20 protein-coding genes are annotated in these 22138 nt (G+C 57.0%); 19 read left to right on the top strand and 1 reads right to left on the bottom strand.

Translation table 11 applies throughout. From position 1 onward, the window contains the following. Positions 1-14: 14 nt before the first annotated feature. The 18 genes from HU737_RS22775 (at position 15) to HU737_RS22690 (ending at position 19703) form a co-directional block, all read left to right on the top strand. On the top strand, positions 15-806 hold the full coding sequence (locus tag HU737_RS22775; RefSeq protein WP_186553119.1) for a ParA family protein: 792 nt from the start codon (positions 15-17) through the stop codon (positions 804-806). A 9-nt stretch (positions 807-815) separates the two neighbouring features. Continuing rightward, complete coding sequence (locus HU737_RS22770) at positions 816-1688, top strand: ParB/RepB/Spo0J family partition protein (protein ID WP_186553118.1); 873 nt, start codon at positions 816-818, stop codon at positions 1686-1688. 149 nt (positions 1689-1837) lie between these two features. Then, positions 1838-2254: a F0F1 ATP synthase subunit I gene (locus tag HU737_RS22765; RefSeq protein WP_186553117.1), complete on the top strand. Its 417-nt coding sequence runs from the start codon at positions 1838-1840 to the stop codon at positions 2252-2254. 7 nt (positions 2255-2261) lie between these two features. After that, a complete protein-coding gene (gene atpB / locus HU737_RS22760) occupies positions 2262-3131 on the top strand; it encodes a F0F1 ATP synthase subunit A (RefSeq protein WP_186553116.1) in 870 nt (289 codons plus the stop codon). A 144-nt stretch (positions 3132-3275) separates the two neighbouring features. Beyond that, a complete protein-coding gene (gene atpE / locus HU737_RS22755) occupies positions 3276-3533 on the top strand; it encodes a F0F1 ATP synthase subunit C (RefSeq protein ID WP_003097235.1) in 258 nt (85 codons plus the stop codon). 57 nt (positions 3534-3590) lie between these two features. After that, complete coding sequence (locus tag HU737_RS22750; RefSeq protein ID WP_186553115.1) at positions 3591-4061, top strand: F0F1 ATP synthase subunit B; 471 nt, start codon at positions 3591-3593, stop codon at positions 4059-4061. 12 nt (positions 4062-4073) lie between these two features. Then, on the top strand, positions 4074-4610 hold the full coding sequence (locus HU737_RS22745; protein WP_186553114.1) for a F0F1 ATP synthase subunit delta: 537 nt from the start codon (positions 4074-4076) through the stop codon (positions 4608-4610). Between the two features lie 21 nt (positions 4611-4631). After that, positions 4632-6176, top strand: a complete 1545-nt coding sequence (gene atpA / locus HU737_RS22740) for a F0F1 ATP synthase subunit alpha (protein WP_186553113.1) — start codon at positions 4632-4634, stop codon at positions 6174-6176. A gap of 48 nt (positions 6177-6224) precedes the next feature. Continuing rightward, positions 6225-7085 (top strand): F0F1 ATP synthase subunit gamma, encoded by an 861-nt coding sequence (gene atpG, locus HU737_RS22735; protein ID WP_016489911.1) that lies wholly within the window; start codon positions 6225-6227, stop codon positions 7083-7085. A gap of 27 nt (positions 7086-7112) precedes the next feature. Continuing rightward, positions 7113-8489: a F0F1 ATP synthase subunit beta gene (atpD, locus tag HU737_RS22730; RefSeq protein ID WP_016502294.1), complete on the top strand. Its 1377-nt coding sequence runs from the start codon at positions 7113-7115 to the stop codon at positions 8487-8489. A 43-nt stretch (positions 8490-8532) separates the two neighbouring features. After that, the gene (locus tag HU737_RS22725) at positions 8533-8952 is read left to right on the top strand and encodes a F0F1 ATP synthase subunit epsilon (RefSeq protein ID WP_186553112.1); all 420 of its coding nucleotides are present in this window, start codon (positions 8533-8535) and stop codon (positions 8950-8952) included. A 124-nt stretch (positions 8953-9076) separates the two neighbouring features. Then, positions 9077-10444, top strand: a complete 1368-nt coding sequence (gene glmU, locus HU737_RS22720; protein WP_186553111.1) for a bifunctional UDP-N-acetylglucosamine diphosphorylase/glucosamine-1-phosphate N-acetyltransferase GlmU — start codon at positions 9077-9079, stop codon at positions 10442-10444. 197 nt (positions 10445-10641) lie between these two features. After that, positions 10642-11418, top strand: a complete 777-nt coding sequence (locus tag HU737_RS22715) for a DeoR/GlpR family DNA-binding transcription regulator (RefSeq protein WP_186553110.1) — start codon at positions 10642-10644, stop codon at positions 11416-11418. A gap of 2 nt (positions 11419-11420) precedes the next feature. Continuing rightward, the gene (gene glmS / locus HU737_RS22710) at positions 11421-13256 is read left to right on the top strand and encodes a glutamine--fructose-6-phosphate transaminase (isomerizing) (RefSeq protein WP_186553109.1); all 1836 of its coding nucleotides are present in this window, start codon (positions 11421-11423) and stop codon (positions 13254-13256) included. Positions 13257-13540: 284 nt separating this feature from the next. Beyond that, positions 13541-14392 carry a TnsA endonuclease N-terminal domain-containing protein gene (locus tag HU737_RS22705; protein WP_186553108.1) on the top strand — a complete coding sequence of 284 codons (852 nt, stop codon included), beginning with the start codon at positions 13541-13543 and terminating at the stop codon, positions 14390-14392. Next, the gene (locus HU737_RS22700) at positions 14389-16557 is read left to right on the top strand and encodes a TnsB C-terminal domain-containing protein (protein WP_186553107.1); all 2169 of its coding nucleotides are present in this window, start codon (positions 14389-14391) and stop codon (positions 16555-16557) included. The genes HU737_RS22705 and HU737_RS22700 overlap by 4 nt, the downstream gene beginning before the upstream one ends. Then, positions 16554-18017, top strand: a complete 1464-nt coding sequence (locus tag HU737_RS22695; RefSeq protein WP_186553106.1) for an ATP-binding protein — start codon at positions 16554-16556, stop codon at positions 18015-18017. The genes HU737_RS22700 and HU737_RS22695 overlap by 4 nt, the downstream gene beginning before the upstream one ends. Positions 18018-18032: 15 nt before the next feature. Continuing rightward, on the top strand, positions 18033-19703 hold the full coding sequence (locus HU737_RS22690; protein ID WP_186553105.1) for a TnsD family Tn7-like transposition protein: 1671 nt from the start codon (positions 18033-18035) through the stop codon (positions 19701-19703). A gap of 716 nt (positions 19704-20419) precedes the next feature. Here the strand turns inward: HU737_RS22690 and HU737_RS22685 are convergent. Beyond that, positions 20420-20818, bottom strand: coding sequence for a hypothetical protein (locus HU737_RS22685; protein WP_186553104.1), 399 nt, complete (start codon positions 20816-20818; stop codon positions 20420-20422). Positions 20819-21217: 399 nt separating this feature from the next. On the opposite strand from HU737_RS22685, the gene HU737_RS22680 reads away from it, so the two are divergent. Continuing rightward, on the top strand, positions 21218-22033 hold the full coding sequence (locus HU737_RS22680) for a MarR family transcriptional regulator (RefSeq protein ID WP_186553103.1): 816 nt from the start codon (positions 21218-21220) through the stop codon (positions 22031-22033). Positions 22034-22138 lie beyond the last annotated feature (105 nt).

Below are 22138 nucleotides of genomic sequence, written 5' to 3'. Positions count from 1 at the left end.
GATTACACGCAACAATGGCTAAGGTATTCGCAATCGCGAACCAGAAAGGTGGTGTGGGCAAGACCACCACCTGTATCAATCTCGCCGCATCGCTGGCTGCGACCAAGCGCCGTGTGCTGCTGATCGACCTCGATCCGCAGGGCAACGCGACCATGGGCAGCGGGGTGGACAAGCACGAGCTCGAGCATTCGGTCTACGACCTGCTCATCGGCGAATGCGACCTGGCCCAGGCGATGCACTACTCCGAGCACGGCGGTTTCCAACTGCTGCCGGCCAACCGCGACCTCACCGCCGCGGAAGTGGTGCTGCTGGAGATGCAGGTCAAGGAGAGCCGTCTGCGCAATGCGCTGGCGCCTATCCGCGAGAATTACGACTACATCCTCATCGACTGCCCACCGTCGCTGTCGATGCTCACCCTCAACGCCTTGGTCGCCTCCGATGGCGTGATTATCCCGATGCAGTGCGAGTACTACGCACTCGAAGGTCTCAGCGACCTTGTGGATAACATCAAGCGCATCGCAGCCCGGCTGAACCCGGCGCTGAAGATCGAAGGCCTGCTGCGGACCATGTACGATCCGCGCCTGAGCCTGAACAACGATGTTTCGGCGCAGCTCAAAGAGCACTTCGGCGAGCAGCTGTACGATACGGTGATCCCGCGCAACATTCGCCTGGCCGAGGCGCCAAGCTTTGGCATGCCGGCCCTGGCCTACGACAAGCAATCGCGTGGCGCACTGGCCTATCTGGCCCTGGCCGGGGAACTGGTACGCCGCCAACGCCGTCAATCACGCACTGCACAAACAACTTAAGGAATCCGCATGGCCGTTAAGAAACGGGGTCTCGGACGTGGGTTGGATGCACTGCTCAGTGGTCCTTCCGTCAGCTCGCTCGAGGAGCAGGCTGTCAAGATCGACCAGAAAGAACTGCAACACCTGCCGGTCGAGCTGATCCAGCGTGGCAAGTACCAGCCACGCCGGGACATGGACCCGGAGGCGCTGGAAGAACTGGCTGCCTCGATTCGCACCCAAGGCGTCATGCAGCCGATCGTGGTTCGGCCGATCGGTGACCAGCGCTACGAGATCATCGCCGGCGAACGCCGCTGGCGCGCCACTCAACTGGCGGGCCTGGACACCATCCCGGCCATGGTCCGTGATGTACCCGATGAAGCCGCCATCGCCATGGCGCTGATCGAGAACATCCAACGTGAGGATCTCAACCCGCTGGAAGAGGCGATTGCCCTGCAACGCCTGCAGCAGGAATTCGAACTGACCCAGCAGCAAGTAGCAGACGCCGTCGGCAAGTCACGGGTGACCGTGGCCAACCTGCTGCGCTTGATCTCGCTGCCGGAGGCAATCAAGACCATGCTCGCCCACGGCGACCTGGAGATGGGCCACGCTCGCGCCTTGCTGGGCCTGGAAGAAGATCGCCAGGAAGAAGGGGCGCGTCATGTTGTCGCACGTGGGCTCACTGTGCGCCAAACCGAGGCACTGGTGCGCCAGTGGCTGAGCGGCAAACCTGATCCGGTCGAACCGAGCAAACCTGATCCGGATATCGCTCGCCTCGAACAGCGTCTGGCAGAGCGCCTGGGCTCGGCGGTGCAGATCCGCCATGGCAACAAGGGCAAAGGTCAGTTGGTGATTCGCTATAACTCGCTCGACGAGTTGCAAGGCGTGCTTGCTCACATCCGCTGAAACAATTCCCGTTGTAGCGCGCAGTCGGAAATCACTACCCAATAGTTGAATAGGGGTTAATCCCCCCCTATACTCTGCGCGCATTTTGTCGGCACAAATTATGCCAAGTCGTTGCTGACTTGATGGTCGACTTTCCAGGAGTAGATGCGATGGAAATCCGCACGCCAAACCGCCTGCCTTTCCATCGCTGGGCAGTTTTTCCAGTACTGCTGACGCAATGTGTCGTAGTCCTGCTGGCAACTTTGGTGTTGTGGCAGTGGAAAGGAGCAGTCAGTGGATATTCAGGCCTCTGTGGAGGGCTGATTGCCTGGCTGCCGAATGTGTATTTCGCCTGGAAGGCTTTTCGCTTTAGCGGAGCCCGGGCAGCGCAGGCCATCGTCAAGTCGTTCTACGCAGGCGAGGCAGGCAAATTGATTTTGACGGCAGTGCTGTTTGCACTGACCTTCGCAGGAGTGAAGCCATTGGCGCCGTTAGCAGTATTCGGCGTCTTCGTGCTGACCCAATTGGTCAGCTGGTTCGCGCCCCTGCTAATGAATAAAAGACTTTCGAGACCTAAGGGCGTTTGAGGCAACCATGGCAGCAGAAACCGCTTCGGGCTATATCCAGCACCACTTGCAGAACCTGACCTACGGTCAACTACCAGACGGCAGCTGGGGCTTGGCCCATTCGGCTGCAGAAGCCAAGGCAATGGGCTTCTGGGCCTTCCACCTGGATACCCTGGGCTGGTCGGTTGCGCTGGGTCTGATCTTCCTCTTCATCTTCCGCATGGCGGCCAAGAAGGCCACTTCCGGCCAACCTGGCGGCCTGCAGAACTTCGTCGAGGTGATGGTCGATTTCGTCCACGGCAGCGTCAAGGACTCGTTCCACGGCCGTAGCCCGGTCATCGCCCCACTGGCCCTGACCATCTTCGTCTGGGTGTTCCTGATGAACGCCATCGACTTGATCCCGGTCGACTGGATCCCGGTGCTGGCTGCCAAGATCTCGGGTGATCCGCACATTGCGTTCCGCGCTGTGCCTACCACCGACCCGAACGCCACCCTGGGCATGGCCTTCTCGGTGTTCGCGCTGATCATCTTCTACAGCATCAAGGTCAAGGGCATCGGCGGCTTCATCGGCGAGCTGACCCTGCACCCGTTCGGCAGCAAGAACATCTTCGTTCAAGCCCTGCTGATCCCGGTGAACTTCCTGCTTGAATTCGTCACCCTGATCGCCAAGCCGATCTCGCTGGCACTGCGTCTGTTCGGCAACATGTATGCCGGCGAACTGGTGTTCATCCTGATCGCGGTAATGTTCGGCAGCGGCCTGCTCTGGCTCAGCGGCCTGGGTGTGGTGCTGCAATGGGCGTGGGCTGTGTTCCACATCCTGATCATCACCCTGCAAGCCTTCATCTTCATGATGCTTACCATCGTCTACCTGTCGATGGCTCACGAAGATAACCATTAAGACCGCCTGGCGTGTCTGATAGCCTTCCCTGCCCGTTTGGGGGGAGGGCTGTAAAAAGTCCGCAAGGGCAGTTGTACCAAACGATTTGTTTTACCGCTTCAAACTAAAAACCTAACCAATACGACGTAAAAGTCGGGAGGAAAGATGGAAACTGTAGTTGGTCTTACCGCTATCGCTGTTGCTCTGCTGATCGGTCTGGGCGCACTGGGCACCGCAATTGGTTTCGGCCTGCTGGGCGGCAAGTTCCTGGAAGGCGCTGCTCGTCAGCCTGAGATGGTTCCGATGCTGCAGGTCAAAATGTTCATCGTTGCCGGTCTGCTCGACGCCGTAACCATGATCGGTGTTGGTATTGCTCTGTTCTTCACCTTCGCAAACCCGTTCGTTGGTCAAATCGCCGGCTAATCACTCGTACCCACGAGTTGATTGCTGTGATGAACAAAGACCGAGCGAGGTGTTGGCGTGAACATTAATGCAACCCTGATTGGCCAATCCGTTGCTTTCCTGATTTTTGTCGTCTTCTGCATGAAGTACGTATGGCCTCCGGTCATCACTGCCCTGCAAGAGCGTCAAAAGAAGATTGCTGATGGCTTGGACGCTGCCAACCGCGCAGCTCGCGACCTGGAGCTGGCCCAAGAGAAAGCGGGTCAGCAACTGCGTGAAGCTAAAGCACAGGCAGCCGAAATCATTGAGCAAGCCAAGAAACGCGCTGCTCAGCTTGTCGAGGAAGCCCGTGATCAGGCCCGCGTCGAAGCTGACCGTGTGAAGGCTCAGGCTCAGGCCGAGATCGAACAGGAACTGAACAGCGTCAAAGACGCCCTGCGTGCCCAACTGGGTGCCCTGGCTGTTGGCGGTGCTGAAAAGATCCTTGGCGCCACAATCGATCAAAACGCGCATGCGGAGCTGGTTAACAAACTGGCCGCTGAAATTTAAGCGAGGGCGATCATGGCAGAACTGACCACGTTGGCCCGACCTTACGCTAAGGCTGCCTTTGAGCACGCCCAGGCCCATCAGCAACTGGCCAATTGGTCAGCCATGCTCGGCCTGGCTGCTGCTGTGTCGCAAGACGACACCATGCAGCGCCTGCTCAAGGCCCCGCGACTGACGAGCGCACAAAAGGCCGCCACTTTCATTGAAGTGTGCGGTGACAAGTTCGATGCACAGGCACAGAATTTCATTCATGTTGCCGCGGAAAATGGCCGTCTCCTGCTCCTGCCGGAGATTGCCGACCTGTTCGAGCTGTACAAGGCCGAACTGGAAAAATCCGTGGACGTGGAAGTCACCAGTGCTTTTGCGTTGAACCAAGAACAGCAAGACAAACTCGCCAAGGTTCTCAGTGCACGGCTCGGCCAGGAAGTTCGCCTGCACGCGTCGGAGGATGCCAGCCTGATCGGCGGCGTCCTCATCCGCGCAGGCGACCTGGTAATCGATGGCTCGGTTCGCGGCAAGATCGCGAAACTGGCCGAAGCATTGAAATCTTGAGTTTGAAGGGGCAGCAGAGCAATGCAGCAACTCAATCCTTCCGAAATTAGTGAAATCATCAAGGGCCGCATCGATAACCTCGATGTAGCCTCTCAAGCCCGCAACGAAGGTACCGTCGTCAGCGTTTCTGACGGTATCGTGCGGATTCACGGTCTGGCCGACGTTATGTACGGCGAAATGATCGAGTTTCCGGGTGGCGTGTACGGCATGGCCCTGAACCTGGAGCAAGACTCCGTAGGTGCAGTGATCCTGGGTGCCTATGACACCCTCGCCGAAGGCATGAGCGCCAAGTGCACCGGCCGCATCCTGGAAGTTCCAGTTGGTAAGGAACTGCTGGGTCGCGTCGTTGACGCACTGGGCAACCCAATCGATGGCAAAGGCCCGCTGGGCAACACCGAGACCGACGCGGTCGAGAAAGTTGCTCCAGGCGTGATCTGGCGTAAGTCGGTAGACCAGCCTGTACAGACTGGCTACAAATCCGTCGACGCCATGATCCCTGTCGGCCGTGGCCAGCGTGAGCTGATCATCGGTGACCGTCAGATCGGCAAGACCGCCATGGCCATCGACGCCATCATCAACCAGAAAGACTCCGGTATTTTCTGCGTTTATGTTGCTGTCGGCCAGAAGCGTTCCACCGTTGCCAACATCGTTCGCAAGCTGGAAGAAAACGACGCACTGAAAAACACCATCGTGGTGGTTGCCAGCGCCTCGGAATCCGCCGCACTGCAATTCCTGGCGCCATACGCCGGTTGCACCATGGGCGAGTTCTTCCGTGACCGCGGTGAAGACGCGCTGATCGTTTACGATGACCTGTCCAAGCAGGCTGTTGCCTACCGTCAGATCTCCCTGCTGCTGCGCCGTCCACCAGGACGTGAAGCGTACCCAGGCGACGTGTTCTATCTCCACTCCCGTCTGCTGGAGCGTGCATCGCGCGTTTCCGAAGAGTACGTCGAGAAGTTCACCAACGGTGCTGTGACTGGCAAAACCGGTTCCCTGACCGCGCTGCCGATCATCGAAACCCAGGCTGGCGACGTTTCCGCGTTCGTTCCGACCAACGTGATCTCGATCACCGACGGTCAGATCTTCCTGGAATCGGCCATGTTCAACTCGGGCATCCGCCCTGCAGTGAACGCCGGTGTTTCGGTATCCCGCGTAGGTGGTGCCGCTCAGACCAAGATCATCAAGAAACTGTCCGGTGGTATCCGTACCGCTCTGGCTCAGTACCGTGAGCTGGCTGCATTCGCCCAGTTCGCTTCCGATCTGGACGAAGCGACCCGCAAGCAGCTGGAGCATGGTCAGCGCGTTACCGAGCTGATGAAGCAGAAGCAGTACGCGCCGATGTCCATCGCGGACATGGCCCTGTCGCTGTATGCCGCTGAGCGTGGCTTCCTGACTGACGTAGAAGTCTCCAAGATCGGCAGCTTCGAGCAAGCACTGATCGCCTTCTTCAACCGTGATCACGCTGAACTGATGGCGAAGATCAACGTGAAGGGTGACTTCAACGACGAAATCGACGCAGGCCTGAAAGCCGGCATCGAGAAGTTCAAGGCCACCCAGACCTGGTAAGCCGCAGCGGGGGCCCAGGCCCCCGCTTGCTAACCTGATAGGTGATACATGGCAGGCGCAAAAGAGATTCGCAGTAAGATTGCGAGCATCAAAAGCACGCAAAAAATTACCAGCGCCATGGAGAAAGTGGCGGTAAGCAAGATGCGCAAGGCACAAATGCGCATGGCTGCTAGCCGTCCTTACGCGGAGCGTATCCGCCAGGTGATCGGTCATCTGGCCAACGCCAACCCGGAATACCGCCACCCATTCATGATCGAGCGCCCTGTAAAGCGCACCGGTTATATCGTGGTGAGCAGTGACCGTGGTCTGTGCGGTGGCTTGAACACCAACCTGTTCAAGGCCCTGGTCAAGGACATGAACGCAAACCGCGAACAGGGCGTGGAAATCGACCTGTGCGTGATCGGCAGCAAGGGTGCAACTTTCTTCCGCATCTTTGGCGGCAACGTCGTAGCAGCGATCAGCCACTTGGGCGAAGAGCCATCGATCAACGATCTGATCGGCTCTGTCAAAGTGATGCTGGACGCCTACCTGGATGGCCGTATCGATCGCCTTTCGGTGGTTTCGAACAAGTTCATCAACACCATGACCCAAAAACCGACGGTCGAGCAATTGGTACCGTTGGTGGCAACCCCGGATCAGGATCTCAAGCATCACTGGGATTACCTGTACGAACCCGACGCAAAAGAGCTGCTGGACGGCTTGATGGTGCGTTACGTGGAGTCGCAGGTATACCAGGCGGTGGTCGAGAACAACGCTGCTGAACAAGCGGCCCGGATGATCGCCATGAAGAACGCCACAGACAACGCCGGTGATTTGATCAAAGAGCTTCAGTTGATCTACAACAAGGCGCGTCAGGCTGCGATCACCCAGGAGATCTCGGAAATCGTCGGCGGCGCTGCCGCGGTTTAACGGTTCAAAAATTCAGAGGATCCAGCTATGAGTAGCGGACGTATCGTTCAAATCATCGGCGCCGTCATCGACGTGGAATTCCCACGTGACGTCGTGCCGAGTGTATACAACGCGCTGAAAGTACAAGGCGCGGAAACCACCCTGGAAGTCCAGCAGCAGCTGGGCGACGGCGTGGTTCGTACCATTGCGATGGGCTCCACCGAAGGCCTGAAGCGCGGTCTGGAAGTCGTTGACTCCGGCGCTGCCATTTCCGTTCCTGTTGGTAAGGCCACCCTGGGCCGTATCATGGACGTACTGGGCAACCCAATCGACGAAGCCGGCCCGATCGGCGAGGAAGAGCGTCGCGGTATCCACCAGCCAGCGCCTTCGTTCGCTGACCAGGCAGGCGGCAACGACCTGCTGGAAACCGGCATCAAGGTTATCGACCTGGTTTGCCCGTTCGCCAAGGGTGGTAAGGTTGGTCTGTTCGGTGGTGCCGGTGTCGGCAAGACCGTAAACATGATGGAACTGATCCGTAACATCGCCATGGAACACAGCGGTTACTCCGTGTTCGCTGGTGTGGGTGAGCGTACTCGTGAGGGTAACGACTTCTACCACGAGATGAAGGACTCCAACGTTCTCGACAAAGTAGCCTTGGTCTACGGTCAGATGAACGAGCCACCAGGAAACCGTCTGCGCGTCGCGCTGACCGGCCTGACCATGGCTGAGAAGTTCCGTGACGAAGGTAACGACGTTCTGCTGTTCGTCGACAACATCTATCGTTACACCCTGGCCGGTACCGAAGTATCCGCACTGCTGGGCCGTATGCCTTCGGCAGTAGGTTACCAGCCGACCCTGGCTGAAGAGATGGGCGTTCTGCAAGAGCGCATCACCTCCACCAAGGAAGGTTCGATCACCTCCGTCCAGGCCGTATACGTACCTGCGGACGACCTGACCGACCCGTCGCCAGCGACCACCTTCGCCCACTTGGACGCCACCGTCGTTCTGTCCCGTGACATCGCCTCCCTGGGTATCTACCCAGCGGTCGACCCACTGGACTCGACTTCGCGTCAGCTGGACCCGAACGTGATCGGCAACGAGCACTACGACACCGCTCGTGGCGTTCAGTATGTTCTGCAGCGCTACAAAGAGCTGAAGGACATCATCGCGATCCTGGGTATGGACGAACTGTCCGAGACCGACAAGCAACTGGTAGCCCGCGCTCGTAAGATCCAGCGCTTCCTGTCGCAGCCGTTCTTCGTGGCCGAAGTCTTCACCGGTTCGCCAGGCAAGTACGTTTCCCTGAAAGACACCATCGCTGGCTTCAGCGGCATCCTCAAAGGTGACTACGACCACCTGCCAGAACAAGCGTTCTACATGGTCGGCAGCATCGACGAAGCGATCGAGAAAGCCAAGAAACTGTAATTCCTGCGCCCCGCAAGGGGCGCTATCAGGTTGAGGCAAGCAGATGGCTATGACAGTCCATTGCGATATCGTCAGCGCGGAAGGAGAGATTTTCTCCGGCCTGGTCGAGATGGTAGTTGCGCACGGTAACCTGGGTGATCTTGGTATCGCTCCAGGCCACGCGCCGCTGATCACCAATCTCAAGCCTGGTCCGATCACGCTGACCAAGCAGGGTGGCGCCCAAGAGGTGTTCTACATCTCTGGTGGTTTCCTCGAGGTTCAGCCGAACATGGTCAAGGTGCTTGCCGATACCGTGCAACGTGCTGCTGACCTGGACGAGGCTCAGGCTCAGGAAGCCCTCAAGGCTGCTGAGAACGCCCTGCACAGCAAAAGCGCTGATTTCGACTACGGCGCCGCTGCCGCACGTCTGGCCGAGGCCGCAGCTCAGCTGCGTACCGTCCAGCAAATGCGCAGAGGCAAGTAATCCGGCCCCGGCCAGATCACTGCTGTTGCGATTGAGTAAAAGGGTAGCCTCGGCTACCCTTTTTCTTTTTCCGAATTTCCCTCATCGGTCACATTGCTGACCGCCCAGGATTGGTAGCCAGTCAATGTCCCTCGATATCGTTATTCTCGCCGCCGGCCAAGGCACCCGCATGCGTTCGGCATTGCCCAAGGTGCTGCATCCGGTGGCTGGCAACTCCATGCTCGGTCACGTTATCCACAGCGCGCGCCAGCTGAAGCCTAGCGGTATCCATGTGGTCATTGGCCATGGTGCCGAGCTGGTGCGCGAGCGGCTAGCCGCGGATGACCTGAACTTCGTCCTGCAAGACAAGCAGCTGGGCACCGGCCACGCCGTCGCCCAGGCGATTCCAGCACTCACCGCCGACACCGTGCTGGTGCTGTACGGCGACGTGCCGCTGATTGAAGTAGAAACCCTGCAGCGCTTGCTGGCCAAGGCCAACCAGCAGCAGTTGGGCCTGCTCACCGTCAATCTTGAAGATCCGACCGGCTACGGCCGCATCGTGCGTGATGCCCAGGGCCAGGTCGCGGCAATCGTCGAGCACAAGGACGCCAGCGACGCGCAGAAAGCGATCAAGGAAGGCAACACCGGCATCCTCGCCATGCCCGCCGCGCGCCTGGCCGACTGGATGGGGCGGCTGTCCAACAACAACGCCCAGGGTGAGTACTACCTCACCGACGTGATCGCCATGGCCGTTGCCGATGGCCTGGTGGTCGCCACCGAACAGCCGCATGATCCGATGGAAGTGCAGGGCGCCAATGATCGCCGGCAGCTGTCTGAGCTTGAGCGTCACTACCAGCTGCGCGAGGGCCGTCGGTTGATGGCCCAGGGCGTAACCCTGCGCGATCCAGCGCGCTTCGATGTCCGAGGTGAGGTGACCGTTGGTCGCGATGTGCTGATCGACGTTAACGTGATTCTCGAAGGCAAGGTGGTGATCGAGGATGACGTACAGATCGGTCCGAACTGCGTCATCAAGGACAGCACCCTGCGCAAAGGCGCAGTAGTCAAAGCCAACAGCCACCTTGATGGTGCGGTGTTGGGCGAGGGCAGCGATGCTGGCCCGTTCGCGCGCCTGCGTCCGGGTAGCGTGCTGGATGCCAAGGCCCATGTGGGTAACTTCGTCGAGCTGAAGAATGCCCACTTGGGCGAGGGCGCCAAGGCCGGTCACCTGACTTACCTGGGTGACGCCGAGGTCGGCGCCCGCACCAACATCGGTGCCGGCACCATTACCTGCAACTATGATGGCGCCAACAAGTTCAAGACAGTGATGGGCGAGGATGTGTTCATCGGCTCGAACAACTCGCTGGTAGCCCCTGTTGAAATCAAGGACGGCGCTACTACGGCGGCGGGTTCTACCATCACCCAGACCGTTGAAGACAAGCAATTGGCCGTGGGCCGTGCGCGCCAACGCAACATTGAAGGCTGGAAACGTCCAGAGAAGATCAAGAAGAGCTGATTGCTTCACCGAGGGTTATCCACAGACCCTATCGCGGGGCAAGCCCGCTCCCACGTTGGACTCCACATCCGGAGCTAGGCGTGGGGGCGGGCTTGCCCCGCGATTTTTTTATCCACAGAGCTATTTAGGCATTGACGAAGCCTTCGTCTTAGGTTTTGATTGCAATCATTATCTTTCGAATCGAAACTTAACCTGTCATGTCGAAACGAAACACGCCCCAGCGCCGTCACAATATCCTGGCCTTGCTCACCGAGCAGGGTGAAGTGAGTGTGGATAACTTGGCCAAGCGTTTCGAAACTTCGGAAGTGACCATCCGCAAAGACCTCGCTGCGCTTGAAGCCAACGGCCTGCTACTGCGCCGTTATGGCGGCGCTGTCCCGGTGCCCCAGGAGTTGCTCGGCGAAGCCGTGCAGCCGGTGTCGCGCTACAAGCAAGCGATCGCCCGCGCCGCCGTTGCCCGGATTCGCGAACATGCGCGGATCATCATCGACAGTGGCAGCACCACCGCCGCCATGATCCCTGAACTGGGCCGCCAGCCGGGTCTGGTAGTAATGACCAACTCGTTGAACGTCGCCCGTGCCATCAGCGAGCTCGAACATGAGCCAGTACTGTTGATGACGGGCGGCACCTGGGATCCGCACTCCGAGTCGTTCCAGGGCCAGGTCGCCGAGCAGGTACTACGCTCATACGATTTCGACCAGCTGTTCATCGGTGCCGATGGCATCGACCTCGAACGTGGCACCACCACCTTCAATGAATTGCTCGGCCTGAGCCGGGTGATGGCGGAGGTGGCCCGCGAAGTGATCGTGATGGTCGAGTCAGACAAGGTCGGGCGCAAGATTCCCAACCTTGAGCTGCCGTGGAGCAGCATCAACACCCTGATTACAGATGACCGCCTGCCAGCAGCGGCACGCGAAGAATTCAAAGCCCGCGGCATTAACCTGATCTGCGCCGCGATCAGCCAGGAGCATTAATTATGTGTGGAATCGTCGGTGCCGTAGCCGAGCGCAACATTACTACCATCCTGATCGAAGGCCTCAAGCGCCTGGAATACCGTGGCTATGACAGCGCAGGGCTGGCCGTCTATACCCAAGACGGTACCCTTGAGCGTCGTCGCCGGATCGGCAAGGTCAGCGAATTGGAAGCCGCTGTTGCCGCCGAGCCGCTGGCGGGCCAACTGGGCATCGCCCACACCCGCTGGGCTACCCACGGTGCACCTACCGAGACCAATGCTCACCCGCATTTCTCCGGCCACGAAGTGGCAGTGGTGCACAACGGCATCATCGAAAACCACGAAGCCCTGCGTGAAGAGCTCAAAGCGCTGGGCTACCCGTTTGTTTCGCAAACCGACACCGAAGTGATCGTCCACCTGATTCACCACACCCTCAAGAGCACGCCAGATCTGGCCGACGCCCTCAAGGTAGCGGTCAAACGCCTGCACGGCGCATATGGCTTGGCGCTGATCAGCGTCAAACAGCCAGACCGCCTGGTTGCAGCGCGTAGCGGTAGCCCGCTGGTAATCGGCCTGGGCCATGGGGAAAACTTCCTCGCTTCCGACCAGTTGGCCCTGCGCCAGGTCACCGACCGCTTCATGTACCTCGAAGAGGGCGATATCGCCGAGATCCGCCGTGACCAGATCAACATCTGGGATCAGGCTGGCAACAAAGTCCAGCGCGAGGCAGTGCAGTACCACGAAGGTGCCGAGGCGGCGGACAAGGGCGCTTATCGCCACTTCATGCTCAAAGAGATCCACGAGCAGCCAACCGTCGTTCAGCGCACCCTGGAAGGTCGCCTGGGCAGTGATCACGTGTTGGTTCAAGCATTTGGCCCACAGGCAGCCGAGCTGTTTGGCAAAGTGCGTAACGTGCAGATCGTCGCCTGCGGCACCAGCTACCACGCCGGTATGGTCGCCCGTTACTGGCTCGAAGGCCTGGCTGGCATTCCGTGCCAGGTCGAAGTGGCCAGCGAGTTCCGCTATCGCAAGGTAGTGGTGCAGCCAGACACCCTGTTCGTCTCGATTTCCCAGTCGGGTGAAACCGCCGATACCTTGGCGGCCCTGCGCAATGCCAAGGAGCTGGGCTTCCTCGGCAGCCTGGCGATCTGCAACGTGGGCATCAGCTCGCTGGTTCGCGAATCCGATCTGACCCTGCTGACCCTGGCCGGCCCAGAAATCGGCGTGGCCTCGACCAAAGCCTTCACCACCCAGCTGGTCTCGCTGATGCTGCTGACCCTGGCATTGGGCCAGGTTCGCGGCACCCTGGAGGCAGGCGTCGAAGCTGAGTTGGTCGAAGAACTGCGTCGCTTGCCGACTCGCCTGGGTGAAGCCCTGGCCATGGACGGCACGGTCGAGAAGATCGCCGAGCTGTTTGCCGACAAGCACCACACCCTGTTCCTCGGCCGTGGCGCGCAGTACCCGGTGGCAATGGAAGGCGCGCTCAAGCTCAAGGAAATCTCCTACATCCACGCCGAAGCCTACCCGGCCGGCGAGCTCAAGCATGGCCCGCTGGCGCTGGTCGACAGCGACATGCCGGTGGTTACCGTGGCCCCGAACAACGAACTGCTGGAGAAGCTCAAGTCCAACCTGCAGGAAGTTCGTGCCCGCGGTGGCGAGCTGGTGGTGTTCGCTGACGAACAGTCGGGCATGAGCAATGGCGAAGGCACCCACGTGGTCAAGGTGCCGCACGTTAGCGATGCGCTGTCGCCGATTCTCTACACCATCCCGCTGCAACTGCTGTCGTACTACGTTGCGGTGCTCAAGGGCACCGACGTAGACCAGCCGCGTAACCTGGCTAAGTCGGTTACCGTGGAGTGATCTAGTGCACTGTGCAGTCTAGATTTTGGCTGTTGGGATTAAAGATTGACACAGAAGGTTAAAGTCTGACACACACTATTAAAGTTTGACACAACGAGCAAACCCCCGTATCTACGGGGGTTTTCCGTTTCTGGGCTTAGCCGTTGGTCCGGATTAACCGCTTCGCTTGGCAGCGGGAGTAGTCTAGGAATGCCTTCGACGAGACCGCCGGAAGGTCCATATTTTCCTATGACTATTTTTTGCGGATCAGGTGAAGCACTCCGGTAGGACTGAGGAGGTAGGAGTTGCGCGGTCGTAGGTTTGCTTCAAAGCAGGATATTGAACGGCACATCGCCAACGGATTTGGATCCGGCGCCGGAGTCGGTTACGTGCCTTGGTTACGTGTGCAGGATGTCCCTTCGATGGGGCGCTCCCACAAAATCCCAGGCGTTAAAGTCGAGCGCATACATCATCTTTTGTCCGATCTCGAACGTGCCTATCTCCTGGTCTGCGAGTTTTCTGAGGACGTAGTCGACATCCGCGAGCAATACCCGTTGCTGCCTGTGGAAAGCACTCTAGCAATCGCAAAGGCTATTGGCGTCCGTTACCCCAGATACAAATCTACTGCCCTGCCGCTGGTAATGACGACAGACTTTCTCTTGACTGTTAGGCAGCCAAACGGAGATTTTAAGTCGGTAGCTAGGACAATTAAGTATCAGCAAGACCTCAAACAGGGTTCTCTTCGGACTTTGGAAAAGTTAGAAGTCGAGAGGCGCTTCTGGATGAGCCTGGGAGTGGACTGGGCCATTGTTACTGAGGAAATGTTTACGCCAGACCTTATAAAGAATCTCGGGCTCCTTAGGCGGTATTCTCAACTACCCTGTGCGCTTATGACTTCGTCACTTCACTCTGAATTCCTTGAACTTTTAGAATCAAGCAAAGCTTACCCTTGGGCCACGTCTGAATGTCTTAGAAGAATTGCTGCACGATTGGGAATAGCGTACGGCGATGCTAGAGATATTTTCTACCATCTGATCTGGCGAAAAGTAATTCAGATTGATTTGAGTAGCGCTCCGTTGCACCTGAAATCGCCACTACCTGATTTCAAGATTATTTACTCTTCTGACCTGGGCGCATTGAGTGAGAGATCGTTATGAATATTTCAATTAATGACGTATTCGAGCCCGTCACAGAACTCTCGGTACTCACAACCTTAGCCAGAGTCCTTTATCTGGATGAGAAGGACGACGCAATGATCGTGATAGACCTCGTCGAGCCGCCGAGAAAGCCCTACCCGTTGGGGCTTGAAGAACTCAGGCTCTCGCTGGAGTCTGGCGACACCAAATCCGTCGTCACGGGAGTACCCGAATTCCTGCTGGTCTTGGAAGGTGATCTCGATGAAAGCACTAAGCGCGATAGGGATGAAAAATGGGCAGTGATTGCGCCGCTTCTGGATCCGGCCTACCCCGGACAGATCTTCGTTCGTGGCGAGATGGGGCGCCTTGTGGGAAACCGCGCCGCTGAACTGGGCATGCATCGAAAGACTATTTATCGTCTTTTGTATAGATATTGGTTCTATGGTCAGGTAAGAAATGCGCTTCTCAAAAATTATTCAGCGGTGGGTGTTGCCAGCAGGAACTACACCCAAGATAAACGGCCCGGTCCTAAGCCTAAGTTTCAGGGAGTTCTGACTACGCCTTCCAAGCTGCTCAGTGTTGTTGATAAGCGGTGTATTCGGGTAGGTTACTCACTTTATGTCAACGATAAAGCGCCCTCAATCCGCATTGCTTATGACAAGATGCTTAAGAAATTCTATTCTGTAAAAGATTATTCGAAGAACGCAGAAAATCGAATTCGCTTACTTCCAGATGCCGAGATACCTAATTACAATCAGTTCGTTTATTGGGGCAAAATATTTTTTGACGAGATAGCAACTGATCGTGGGCGTAAGGGGTTGACGAAGTGGCTCAAAGACTGCCGTCCGCTGTCCGGTACCGTCCGCGATTGGCTTCGGGGGCCTTGTCACCAATTCGAGATTGACGCGACGATTGCAGATATCTACTTGGTCAACAGTTATTCCCGGCGGATGGTGATTGGAAGGCCTGTGGTCTACATCGTGGTGGACAGCTTCTCGGGGATGATTGTTGGCCTGTATGTTGGTCTGGAGGGGCCCAGCTGGAATGGTGCGCGGCAGGCATTGTTCAATGCATTCACCTCCAAGGTGGATTTCTGCGCGCAGAACGGCGTCGTTATCAATTCCGAGGACTGGGACTGCCACCACCTACCTCAGCAAATCTACGCCGACCGAGGCGAGATGTTGTCTTTGGCTGCGGAAGGATTGGCAACTGGTTTGGGCATCGAGATGGGCACGGCACCTCCTTACCGTCCAGATTGGAAGCCCATGGTCGAAAGCAGGTTCGGGATCCTCAATGATTTAACCGGTATCAGGTGGCTTCCGGGCGGTGTGGCCGCGCGGGAGAAAGAGCGAGGCGAGCGCGATTATCGGCTCGACGCCACTCTCAACCTGAAGGAGTTCACGCAGATCGTCATTGAGTGCGTCTTGCACTACAACCGTTATCATCGACAGCCAGAACGCCTCACTCAATCGATGATGCTCGATGGCGTTGAGCCTACTCCCACGGGCATATGGTCCTGGGCTTCGGAGAATGATCTGATCCAGGCCAACAACCGGCCTGACGATTTAATCTATCTCCACCTGTTGCCTCGTGAGCGAGCCACGGTGCAGAAGGGCGGCGTGATTTTCCGCGGCATGCACTATGTGTGTGAGTTTGCGATCCAAGAAAACTGGTTTGCCAAAGCTCGCCGCAATGGAGTGTGGTCGATCGATTGCCGGTTCGATCCGAACTCTGCCGCTCATATCTGGATCCAGGGTGAAAACAAGCAGTTTCTGCGCTGCGACCTTCGACGCTCGGATGCAAAGTACGCCGGTTATCGCTCGGACGAGATCTACGATCTGCTGGAAGCGTATCGGCAAACACCACCCGCTCACAAACGGGCAGAGTTGGAGAGCCGCGTGAGCTTGGTCGACACCGTGGAGCAAATCATCAGCGTCGCTACGGCCGAGCAAAAGCTTGAGCCTCCTGCGAGTACTAAATCTGAAGCGGTGGCCAACATCCGCGAAAATCGTTCTGAAGAGCGCAAGCGGGAGCGTAAAAACGCCACAGTCCCAGAGGGTGTGCGAGCAGAGCCCGAACAACCCGTAGCGGAAGCGACCTCCATTGCACGCGACTCGTATGCGGGCCCTCGCAGCGCGCAGGTCATCGATCTGCTCAGAAGACTTCGTCCAGGACAGAGTAAATGAAAGGCGCACGAATTTTCGCGAGTTATACCAAGCAGGCCATCTCTGAATATGCAGGAAACCCGTTGATTGAGGCTTTGCCGCCGATCCTTCCGGAAGCAGCGGCCATCGAGTTGATATCGAACTTCCCCCAGCCAGTAACACCTGAGGAGCTTGAACTCGACGGAGCGACACGGATTCACTGTATTGAGCGACTGAAGACAGTCGTGCAGCCGTTCCTGCTGCATTTGGAACTGGAGTCTATGTTTTCCCTGTTGGTCCGCCGCGGTTACGTTGGACGCAATCCAACCTCACCTGACACGGTCAGGCACCTGCATTCCTTATCGGGGGCCCAGCGCTATCATGAGTCTTTCAAATCGACGGCTGACTCCTTCACCGTTGTAGGCCTGAGTGGTATTGGGAAGTCGACTGCGCTCCACGCCATTCTGAGCCTCTACCCCCAAACGATTCGGCATGAGCGCTATGATGGGAACCAATTTGTCCACACCCAGATCACCTGGCTCAAATTAGACTGCCCGCGCGATGGGTCGCTGGCTGGATTCTGCCAGCAGTTTTTCCACGCCGTCGGTCAAGCACTCGGCGACCAGGATTATCACAAGCGTCATCGGCACCGGAACATCAACGATGCGCTGCAGCAGATGTACCAGGTAGCCAGTACGTTCTTCATTGGCGCCTTGCTGATTGATGAGCTGCAAAACCTCCACTTGGCGAAAACGGGTGGCAAGGAAAGCATGCTGAACTTCTTCTTACACTTGGTGAACAACATTGGCATCCCTGTCGTGTTCATAGGCACGAATTCAATGATCAGCTTGTTCTCGGATGTCATGCGTGTTGCCCGTCGCAGCGGCAGTACTATCGAGTTCAAGCGGTTCGAGAAGGATGATGAGGAGTGGCAGTTCCTGGTTGAGAACCTCTGGAGTTATCAGTGGTGCAAGCAGACTGCTGAACTGACCCCCGAGATCTTCGATGCGTTGTACGAGTACACCCAAGGCGTAACAGACTTCCTGGTGAAGCTACTCGTTCTGTGCCAGCGCTATGCCATTCAAAGCGGCTCCGAATGCCTGACTGCCGAGGCGATCGCCAAGGTGAGCAATGCCAAGATGCAAATCCTCAAGCCAGCTCTTTCAGCTCTGCGCAGTCGAGACCCTGCTCGTATGCGACAGTTCGATGACCTTCTTCCCATCGAGGAGCAGTTGATCGACATGATGTCGTTTGATGGGCTTCCACGAGCAGACCGGCTTGCATTGCTCCGTGTTGTGAAGACGCATACGAAGCCTGCAGCTACACCTTCAGCAGCAGTTCCGAGCAACCCCGCAGCTCACGCTGCACTTGCTGCTGTTGCAGTAGAGGAATCGCAAGCGAAGGCACTCAGTGATCAGCCTGACACCATAGCAGCGCTCAAGTCCGCGGGTTGGATTACCACGGATCTCTTTGAGTTTTCACCGGTCTACCACAAATCTTGATTCGAAGGTGGCGAAATGGAGCTGAAATTCCATTTCTTCCCGGCGGCTTTTCCCGACGAGACACTTCACAGTGTCCTCTCTCGTTATGCCCAGCTTTGTGGTGGAAGTAGCCGCCGAGCAGCGTTCGCTGGCGAGAGAGCCGCAGCCTCTTTCACGCAGAATGTAGCGTTTCCTAGTCGTTTAGGGGATTTGGTCGGGGCGCTTCCTCCCGGCACGGATCTCTCAGTGGCCCAAATAATCAAGCGTCATAGCGTCTTGCCTTACTACGCCCCCTTTCTCACCAATGACCAACTTCAGTATGCCCATTCCTCAATGGCTGGTGATGGCAGAGGATTGATGCTGAAGCTGGGCGTAAATGCCAGCCGGATCGAAGGTGCTGCAAGAGTTCGATTTTGCCCCTCATGCCTAACTGATGACATTATTAGATTCGGGGCGGCGTACTGGCACCGCGTTCATCAGCTACCCGGTGTCCTGGTATGTCCCCAGCACAGCCAGTTACTCAAAGTAGTGGACCCCAGTTGGTACAGTCGCAACTCACAACAGCTTTGTCTGCCTGGCGATGACGGTGTACAGGCTCATGCGATTCAGCTCAACGCTGGTGTACATACCCTTCCCAGGCTACATCAGATCGCATGCGGTTCATTACAGTTGCTCGGCCTGGAGCGCGGCCCTCTTCCAGCAACAGCGGTACGCGCATTTCTACTGCAGGCCGCTATAGATTTAGGTCTGACATCTGGAGCTGCACACAGGTTGGATCTACGACTTCTGGCTTCACACATGGCCAGCCTTTTTAAGTTTCTTCCAGCCGACTGGGAGTACTCGGTTCTTCGCAAAGCCCCATCAGGGTTACCTGCGACTTGGGTGACGAAGTTGCTTCGAATGCCCAGAGGTACGCACCATCCACTCAAGTACCTCGTTCTGGCAAGCGCTTTGAGGGTCGACTTGGCTTGTATACCTTGCGTCGACAAACCGGCGGGGCCTGAACGTGAGGGACCATCTCACCTTGGAACCCGGACCTCACGAACAGTGGCAAGAGAGCCTGTTACTGATGGGTTAAAAGGCTTAGCAGCTGCGATTTGGAAACTGGCACTTACTGGGGAGGACGCGGCGCAGATCGCCGGTATGCTAGGTGTATCCCAGACCCAGGTTTACCGGACCATCCGCGCCGTAAACCGAGGTCCGAGCGAATGGAAAGAAGCGAGATTTGTGAGGGAGCGCCGGCGGCGACGCGAATCATTCGAGAATGAGTATGGGGGCTTGCAAGCTCACCAATGCCGGGATTATCCCTGGTTGTATCGATGTGACCGAATGTGGGTGTCAAGCTGGATCGCGGAATACGGTAATCGTTATACAAGCCGACCTGGTAGCGCAGGCATGTTTGCGGCTCTTGACGTTCAGCTTGCCGAGGAGATCAGGTGCTGTGCACAGCGGCTGCGTGCCGAGTCCGGAAAACCTATCCGTATTTCGCGTACGAGAATTGGGAGAGAGCTGCACGTCTTGGCGCGTTTCGAGAAACAACTACCTAAGCTCCCTCTTTGCAGGAGAGAACTGAATCAGGTCTGCGAATCTGCCGAGCAGTTTCGCACTCGACGCCTGTTGTGGGCTGAAGCGAAGTTGTTGCATGAACAGCGAAACGTAACGCGATCAGCCTTGTACCGCACCGCGTGCATCAGGCCTGGAGTTTGATTCGCGTGGGGCCATATGAGGCGGCAAAGCCATCCTTGCAACACAACACAACACAACACAACACAACACAACACAACACAACACAACACAACACAACACAACACAACACAACACAACACTGCAGTGCAGGAATGGCCGAAAAATCAGCTGGTGGCAGGAATGCGCTCAAGGATGCCGCTCTTGGCCATTTTGGTGGTCAAGAACCTATGAATAACCTCTGAGTTATTCTCGTTCAACCATAAGCGTGTGGTGCTCAACTGACTCCTTTGTGACACCCAAAGGATCGAGGCTATCCAACACGATTACCCCCACAGCTTTCCATTGCACTCGACTGGCATAGAGCAGCTCCTTGTCCTGCGATTGATCCTGGCGCAATCGGTGCAGAGTGCGCGGTGACTACGGCATCCAGGTGTGCGTAGCAGTGCTGGTAATGGGCGGTACCATCTGCCTGCTGTTGGCGCCTGACCCCTCCGAGCGTATCTCCTGCCCGGTCCACTGATGATCCTAAGGCCCTACCATTTGGTGGAGCCTTTCATATCCAAGATCTGTTGGCTTGGGCGCGACAGTTTTTCGATTGCTGCGGAGCTCCAGGCCGCGAAAGCCGTGCTGCTCTCGCGACAAAATCCAGAGGTTGAGTTGCGCTGGCAAATGTGAGGGAGGTCATCCAGACACAGGCGCAGAGGTCGCGCCTGTGTCAGCGGTATTGAGCGTTCAGGTCAGTGCCGTGGAGCTTTTCTACCAGTCATCGTTTCCAACTGGTAGCTACTGGCCGCTTTAGCGAGCCATTCAGCTTTCAGACGCAACGACTCAGTCTTTTCAGGGGATGCATGACCTTTCGACTCTTCGTATTCGCGCAATGCCACCGAAGCCGCCTCCCATAGAGCCATCTGCTTGTCGATCAATTCATGGTCGCTCTGCTTCAATGGACATCCCCCTGAGGAGTTGTTTTGGAAAACGTTTATCACCGGGCTCGCTACCGCATTGGGTGCAGGGTGGTCCTGCAGCATTTTTGGCCCTCGTACCCCAAGAATCAACATGACAAGCACTATCCATGGGCTTCCCAGTGGGACGCGAATGGTAACGTTCAGCTGAGGGTGAGATGCTTTCTTCTTCATTCAAATCCTGCCTCTAAGCAAAGCAGAGCACGTGTGAGCGTGCTCTGGCGCAGCGTGGATTCGCTTTGCTTAGGGGATTTACAGTTTTCGATTTGAAGGGCTATTCCCTCGCTTTTAGCCCTCTCGAAGGTGTGCTCAAATGAACTATAAAATTTTCATGCAGGCCACGGAAACCAAGGCCTGCAGAGGGAAAATATGATTGCCTCCATCTAGATAAAGCTTCGCTGGTTCTTCATCGTTGAGACCTGATTAGTTTTCGGAGCTTGCAAAGGTGAAAAGCCTCATTAGTTTTTTGGAGAAGGCTCTCTCTTCCAATCCAGTTAACCTTGCGTTGTGTTGCGTAATGCTCAGCCTTTCGCTGGCGTTCTTCGTCGTCTGGCTTGCGTGGGGGAAGGTCTGATGGTGGCAAAGAGTGAATGGGCCAAAATGCCGATCCGGTGGGTTCACGAAGAGGGACTTGTAGCCTTCCGGGGGCGCTCGACGAAGCGGATCACTAACTCATTTCTGCCTGCATGGCCTCCAGAAACAGACAACCTGCAGCTGCGTAACGAGAGCTTGGCGGCACTCAAGCTCTATCTGGTGTTGTGCTGCCGCGCGGACTTCTCAACCGGAATGGCAAAGGTCACCTACACCGAGCTGTGTAAGCTCGGTGTGATGTCCAGGGCGGTGGTAGCGCGGTCTCTTCAGCGTTTAGAAGTAGCAGGTTTGATTAAGCGCGAAACGGGTGCCCTCAAGAACGGTTCGCTGATTCGTCTTGAGAACTGGAACGATGCCTACGGATGGGGAAAAATTCCGAAGTTATGGCTCTACGACGGTAACCACGGACGTATGCTGCTGCTGAGCGAGTTCAACTTCACTCAGCTCTCGTTCCACGCCATTAAGATCTTCATCGCCATCCTGGCGTCCAGGGATCGCCGAGGCATCGCAACCATCAGCTACGATCGCCTATCGGCTTGCACTGGCGTACCCAGGCACCATATCGCTGATGCGGTCACGCGACTCTATGACATGCGGCTGATTTCATTCCGTCCGGGAGAATTCCATAGCGAACATGAGTTCGACCGCACCAACCGATACCTGGTACGCGGCTTTGGTACACGTTGGTCGGCATTGGAAGAAGAAAAGTCAGCGCCCCGAAGTGGTACCGCACGCCAGCGCCCATCGCCAGTCGACGTGGCCAGCACCCTCGCATTCGTCAAACCAGCTGGAAATTGAGCTTGATGCATTCGGGAATTATTGTACGTCTCTGCAGGCGTAATTTTGCGAAAAGGTGTGGGGGCATCTTGGGTGGTGGATTTTCGTGTACCCCCCGTAGTTGCT

Source organism: Pseudomonas urmiensis (assembly GCF_014268815.2).
Taxonomy (GTDB): Bacteria; Pseudomonadota; Gammaproteobacteria; order Pseudomonadales; family Pseudomonadaceae; genus Aquipseudomonas; species Aquipseudomonas urmiensis.
Note: the sequence above shows the minus strand (reverse complement) of the source record. Positions and strands in the feature narration are given on the sequence as shown.

What these genes read in the sequence shown, in the direction of transcription:
- HU737_RS22715 (WP_186553110.1), top strand. Translation starts at nt 10,642, where the DNA reads ATGTCGAAACGAAACACGCCCCAGCGCCGTCACAATATCCTGGCCTTG.
- atpA (WP_186553113.1), top strand. Translation starts at nt 4,632, where the DNA reads ATGCAGCAACTCAATCCTTCCGAAATTAGTGAAATCATCAAGGGCCGC.
- HU737_RS22680 (WP_186553103.1), top strand. Translation starts at nt 21,218, where the DNA reads ATGGTGGCAAAGAGTGAATGGGCCAAAATGCCGATCCGGTGGGTTCAC.
- glmU (WP_186553111.1), top strand. Translation starts at nt 9,077, where the DNA reads ATGTCCCTCGATATCGTTATTCTCGCCGCCGGCCAAGGCACCCGCATG.
- HU737_RS22685 (WP_186553104.1), bottom strand. Translation starts at nt 20,818, where the DNA reads ATGAAGAAGAAAGCATCTCACCCTCAGCTGAACGTTACCATTCGCGTC.
- atpG (WP_016489911.1), top strand. Translation starts at nt 6,225, where the DNA reads ATGGCAGGCGCAAAAGAGATTCGCAGTAAGATTGCGAGCATCAAAAGC.
- atpE (WP_003097235.1), top strand. Translation starts at nt 3,276, where the DNA reads ATGGAAACTGTAGTTGGTCTTACCGCTATCGCTGTTGCTCTGCTGATC.
- atpB (WP_186553116.1), top strand. Translation starts at nt 2,262, where the DNA reads ATGGCAGCAGAAACCGCTTCGGGCTATATCCAGCACCACTTGCAGAAC.
- HU737_RS22725 (WP_186553112.1), top strand. Translation starts at nt 8,533, where the DNA reads ATGGCTATGACAGTCCATTGCGATATCGTCAGCGCGGAAGGAGAGATT.
- HU737_RS22775 (WP_186553119.1), top strand. Translation starts at nt 15, where the DNA reads ATGGCTAAGGTATTCGCAATCGCGAACCAGAAAGGTGGTGTGGGCAAG.
- glmS (WP_186553109.1), top strand. Translation starts at nt 11,421, where the DNA reads ATGTGTGGAATCGTCGGTGCCGTAGCCGAGCGCAACATTACTACCATC.
- HU737_RS22745 (WP_186553114.1), top strand. Translation starts at nt 4,074, where the DNA reads ATGGCAGAACTGACCACGTTGGCCCGACCTTACGCTAAGGCTGCCTTT.
- HU737_RS22765 (WP_186553117.1), top strand. Translation starts at nt 1,838, where the DNA reads ATGGAAATCCGCACGCCAAACCGCCTGCCTTTCCATCGCTGGGCAGTT.
- atpD (WP_016502294.1), top strand. Translation starts at nt 7,113, where the DNA reads ATGAGTAGCGGACGTATCGTTCAAATCATCGGCGCCGTCATCGACGTG.
- HU737_RS22770 (WP_186553118.1), top strand. Translation starts at nt 816, where the DNA reads ATGGCCGTTAAGAAACGGGGTCTCGGACGTGGGTTGGATGCACTGCTC.
- HU737_RS22700 (WP_186553107.1), top strand. Translation starts at nt 14,389, where the DNA reads ATGAATATTTCAATTAATGACGTATTCGAGCCCGTCACAGAACTCTCG.
- HU737_RS22695 (WP_186553106.1), top strand. Translation starts at nt 16,554, where the DNA reads ATGAAAGGCGCACGAATTTTCGCGAGTTATACCAAGCAGGCCATCTCT.
- HU737_RS22690 (WP_186553105.1), top strand. Translation starts at nt 18,033, where the DNA reads ATGGAGCTGAAATTCCATTTCTTCCCGGCGGCTTTTCCCGACGAGACA.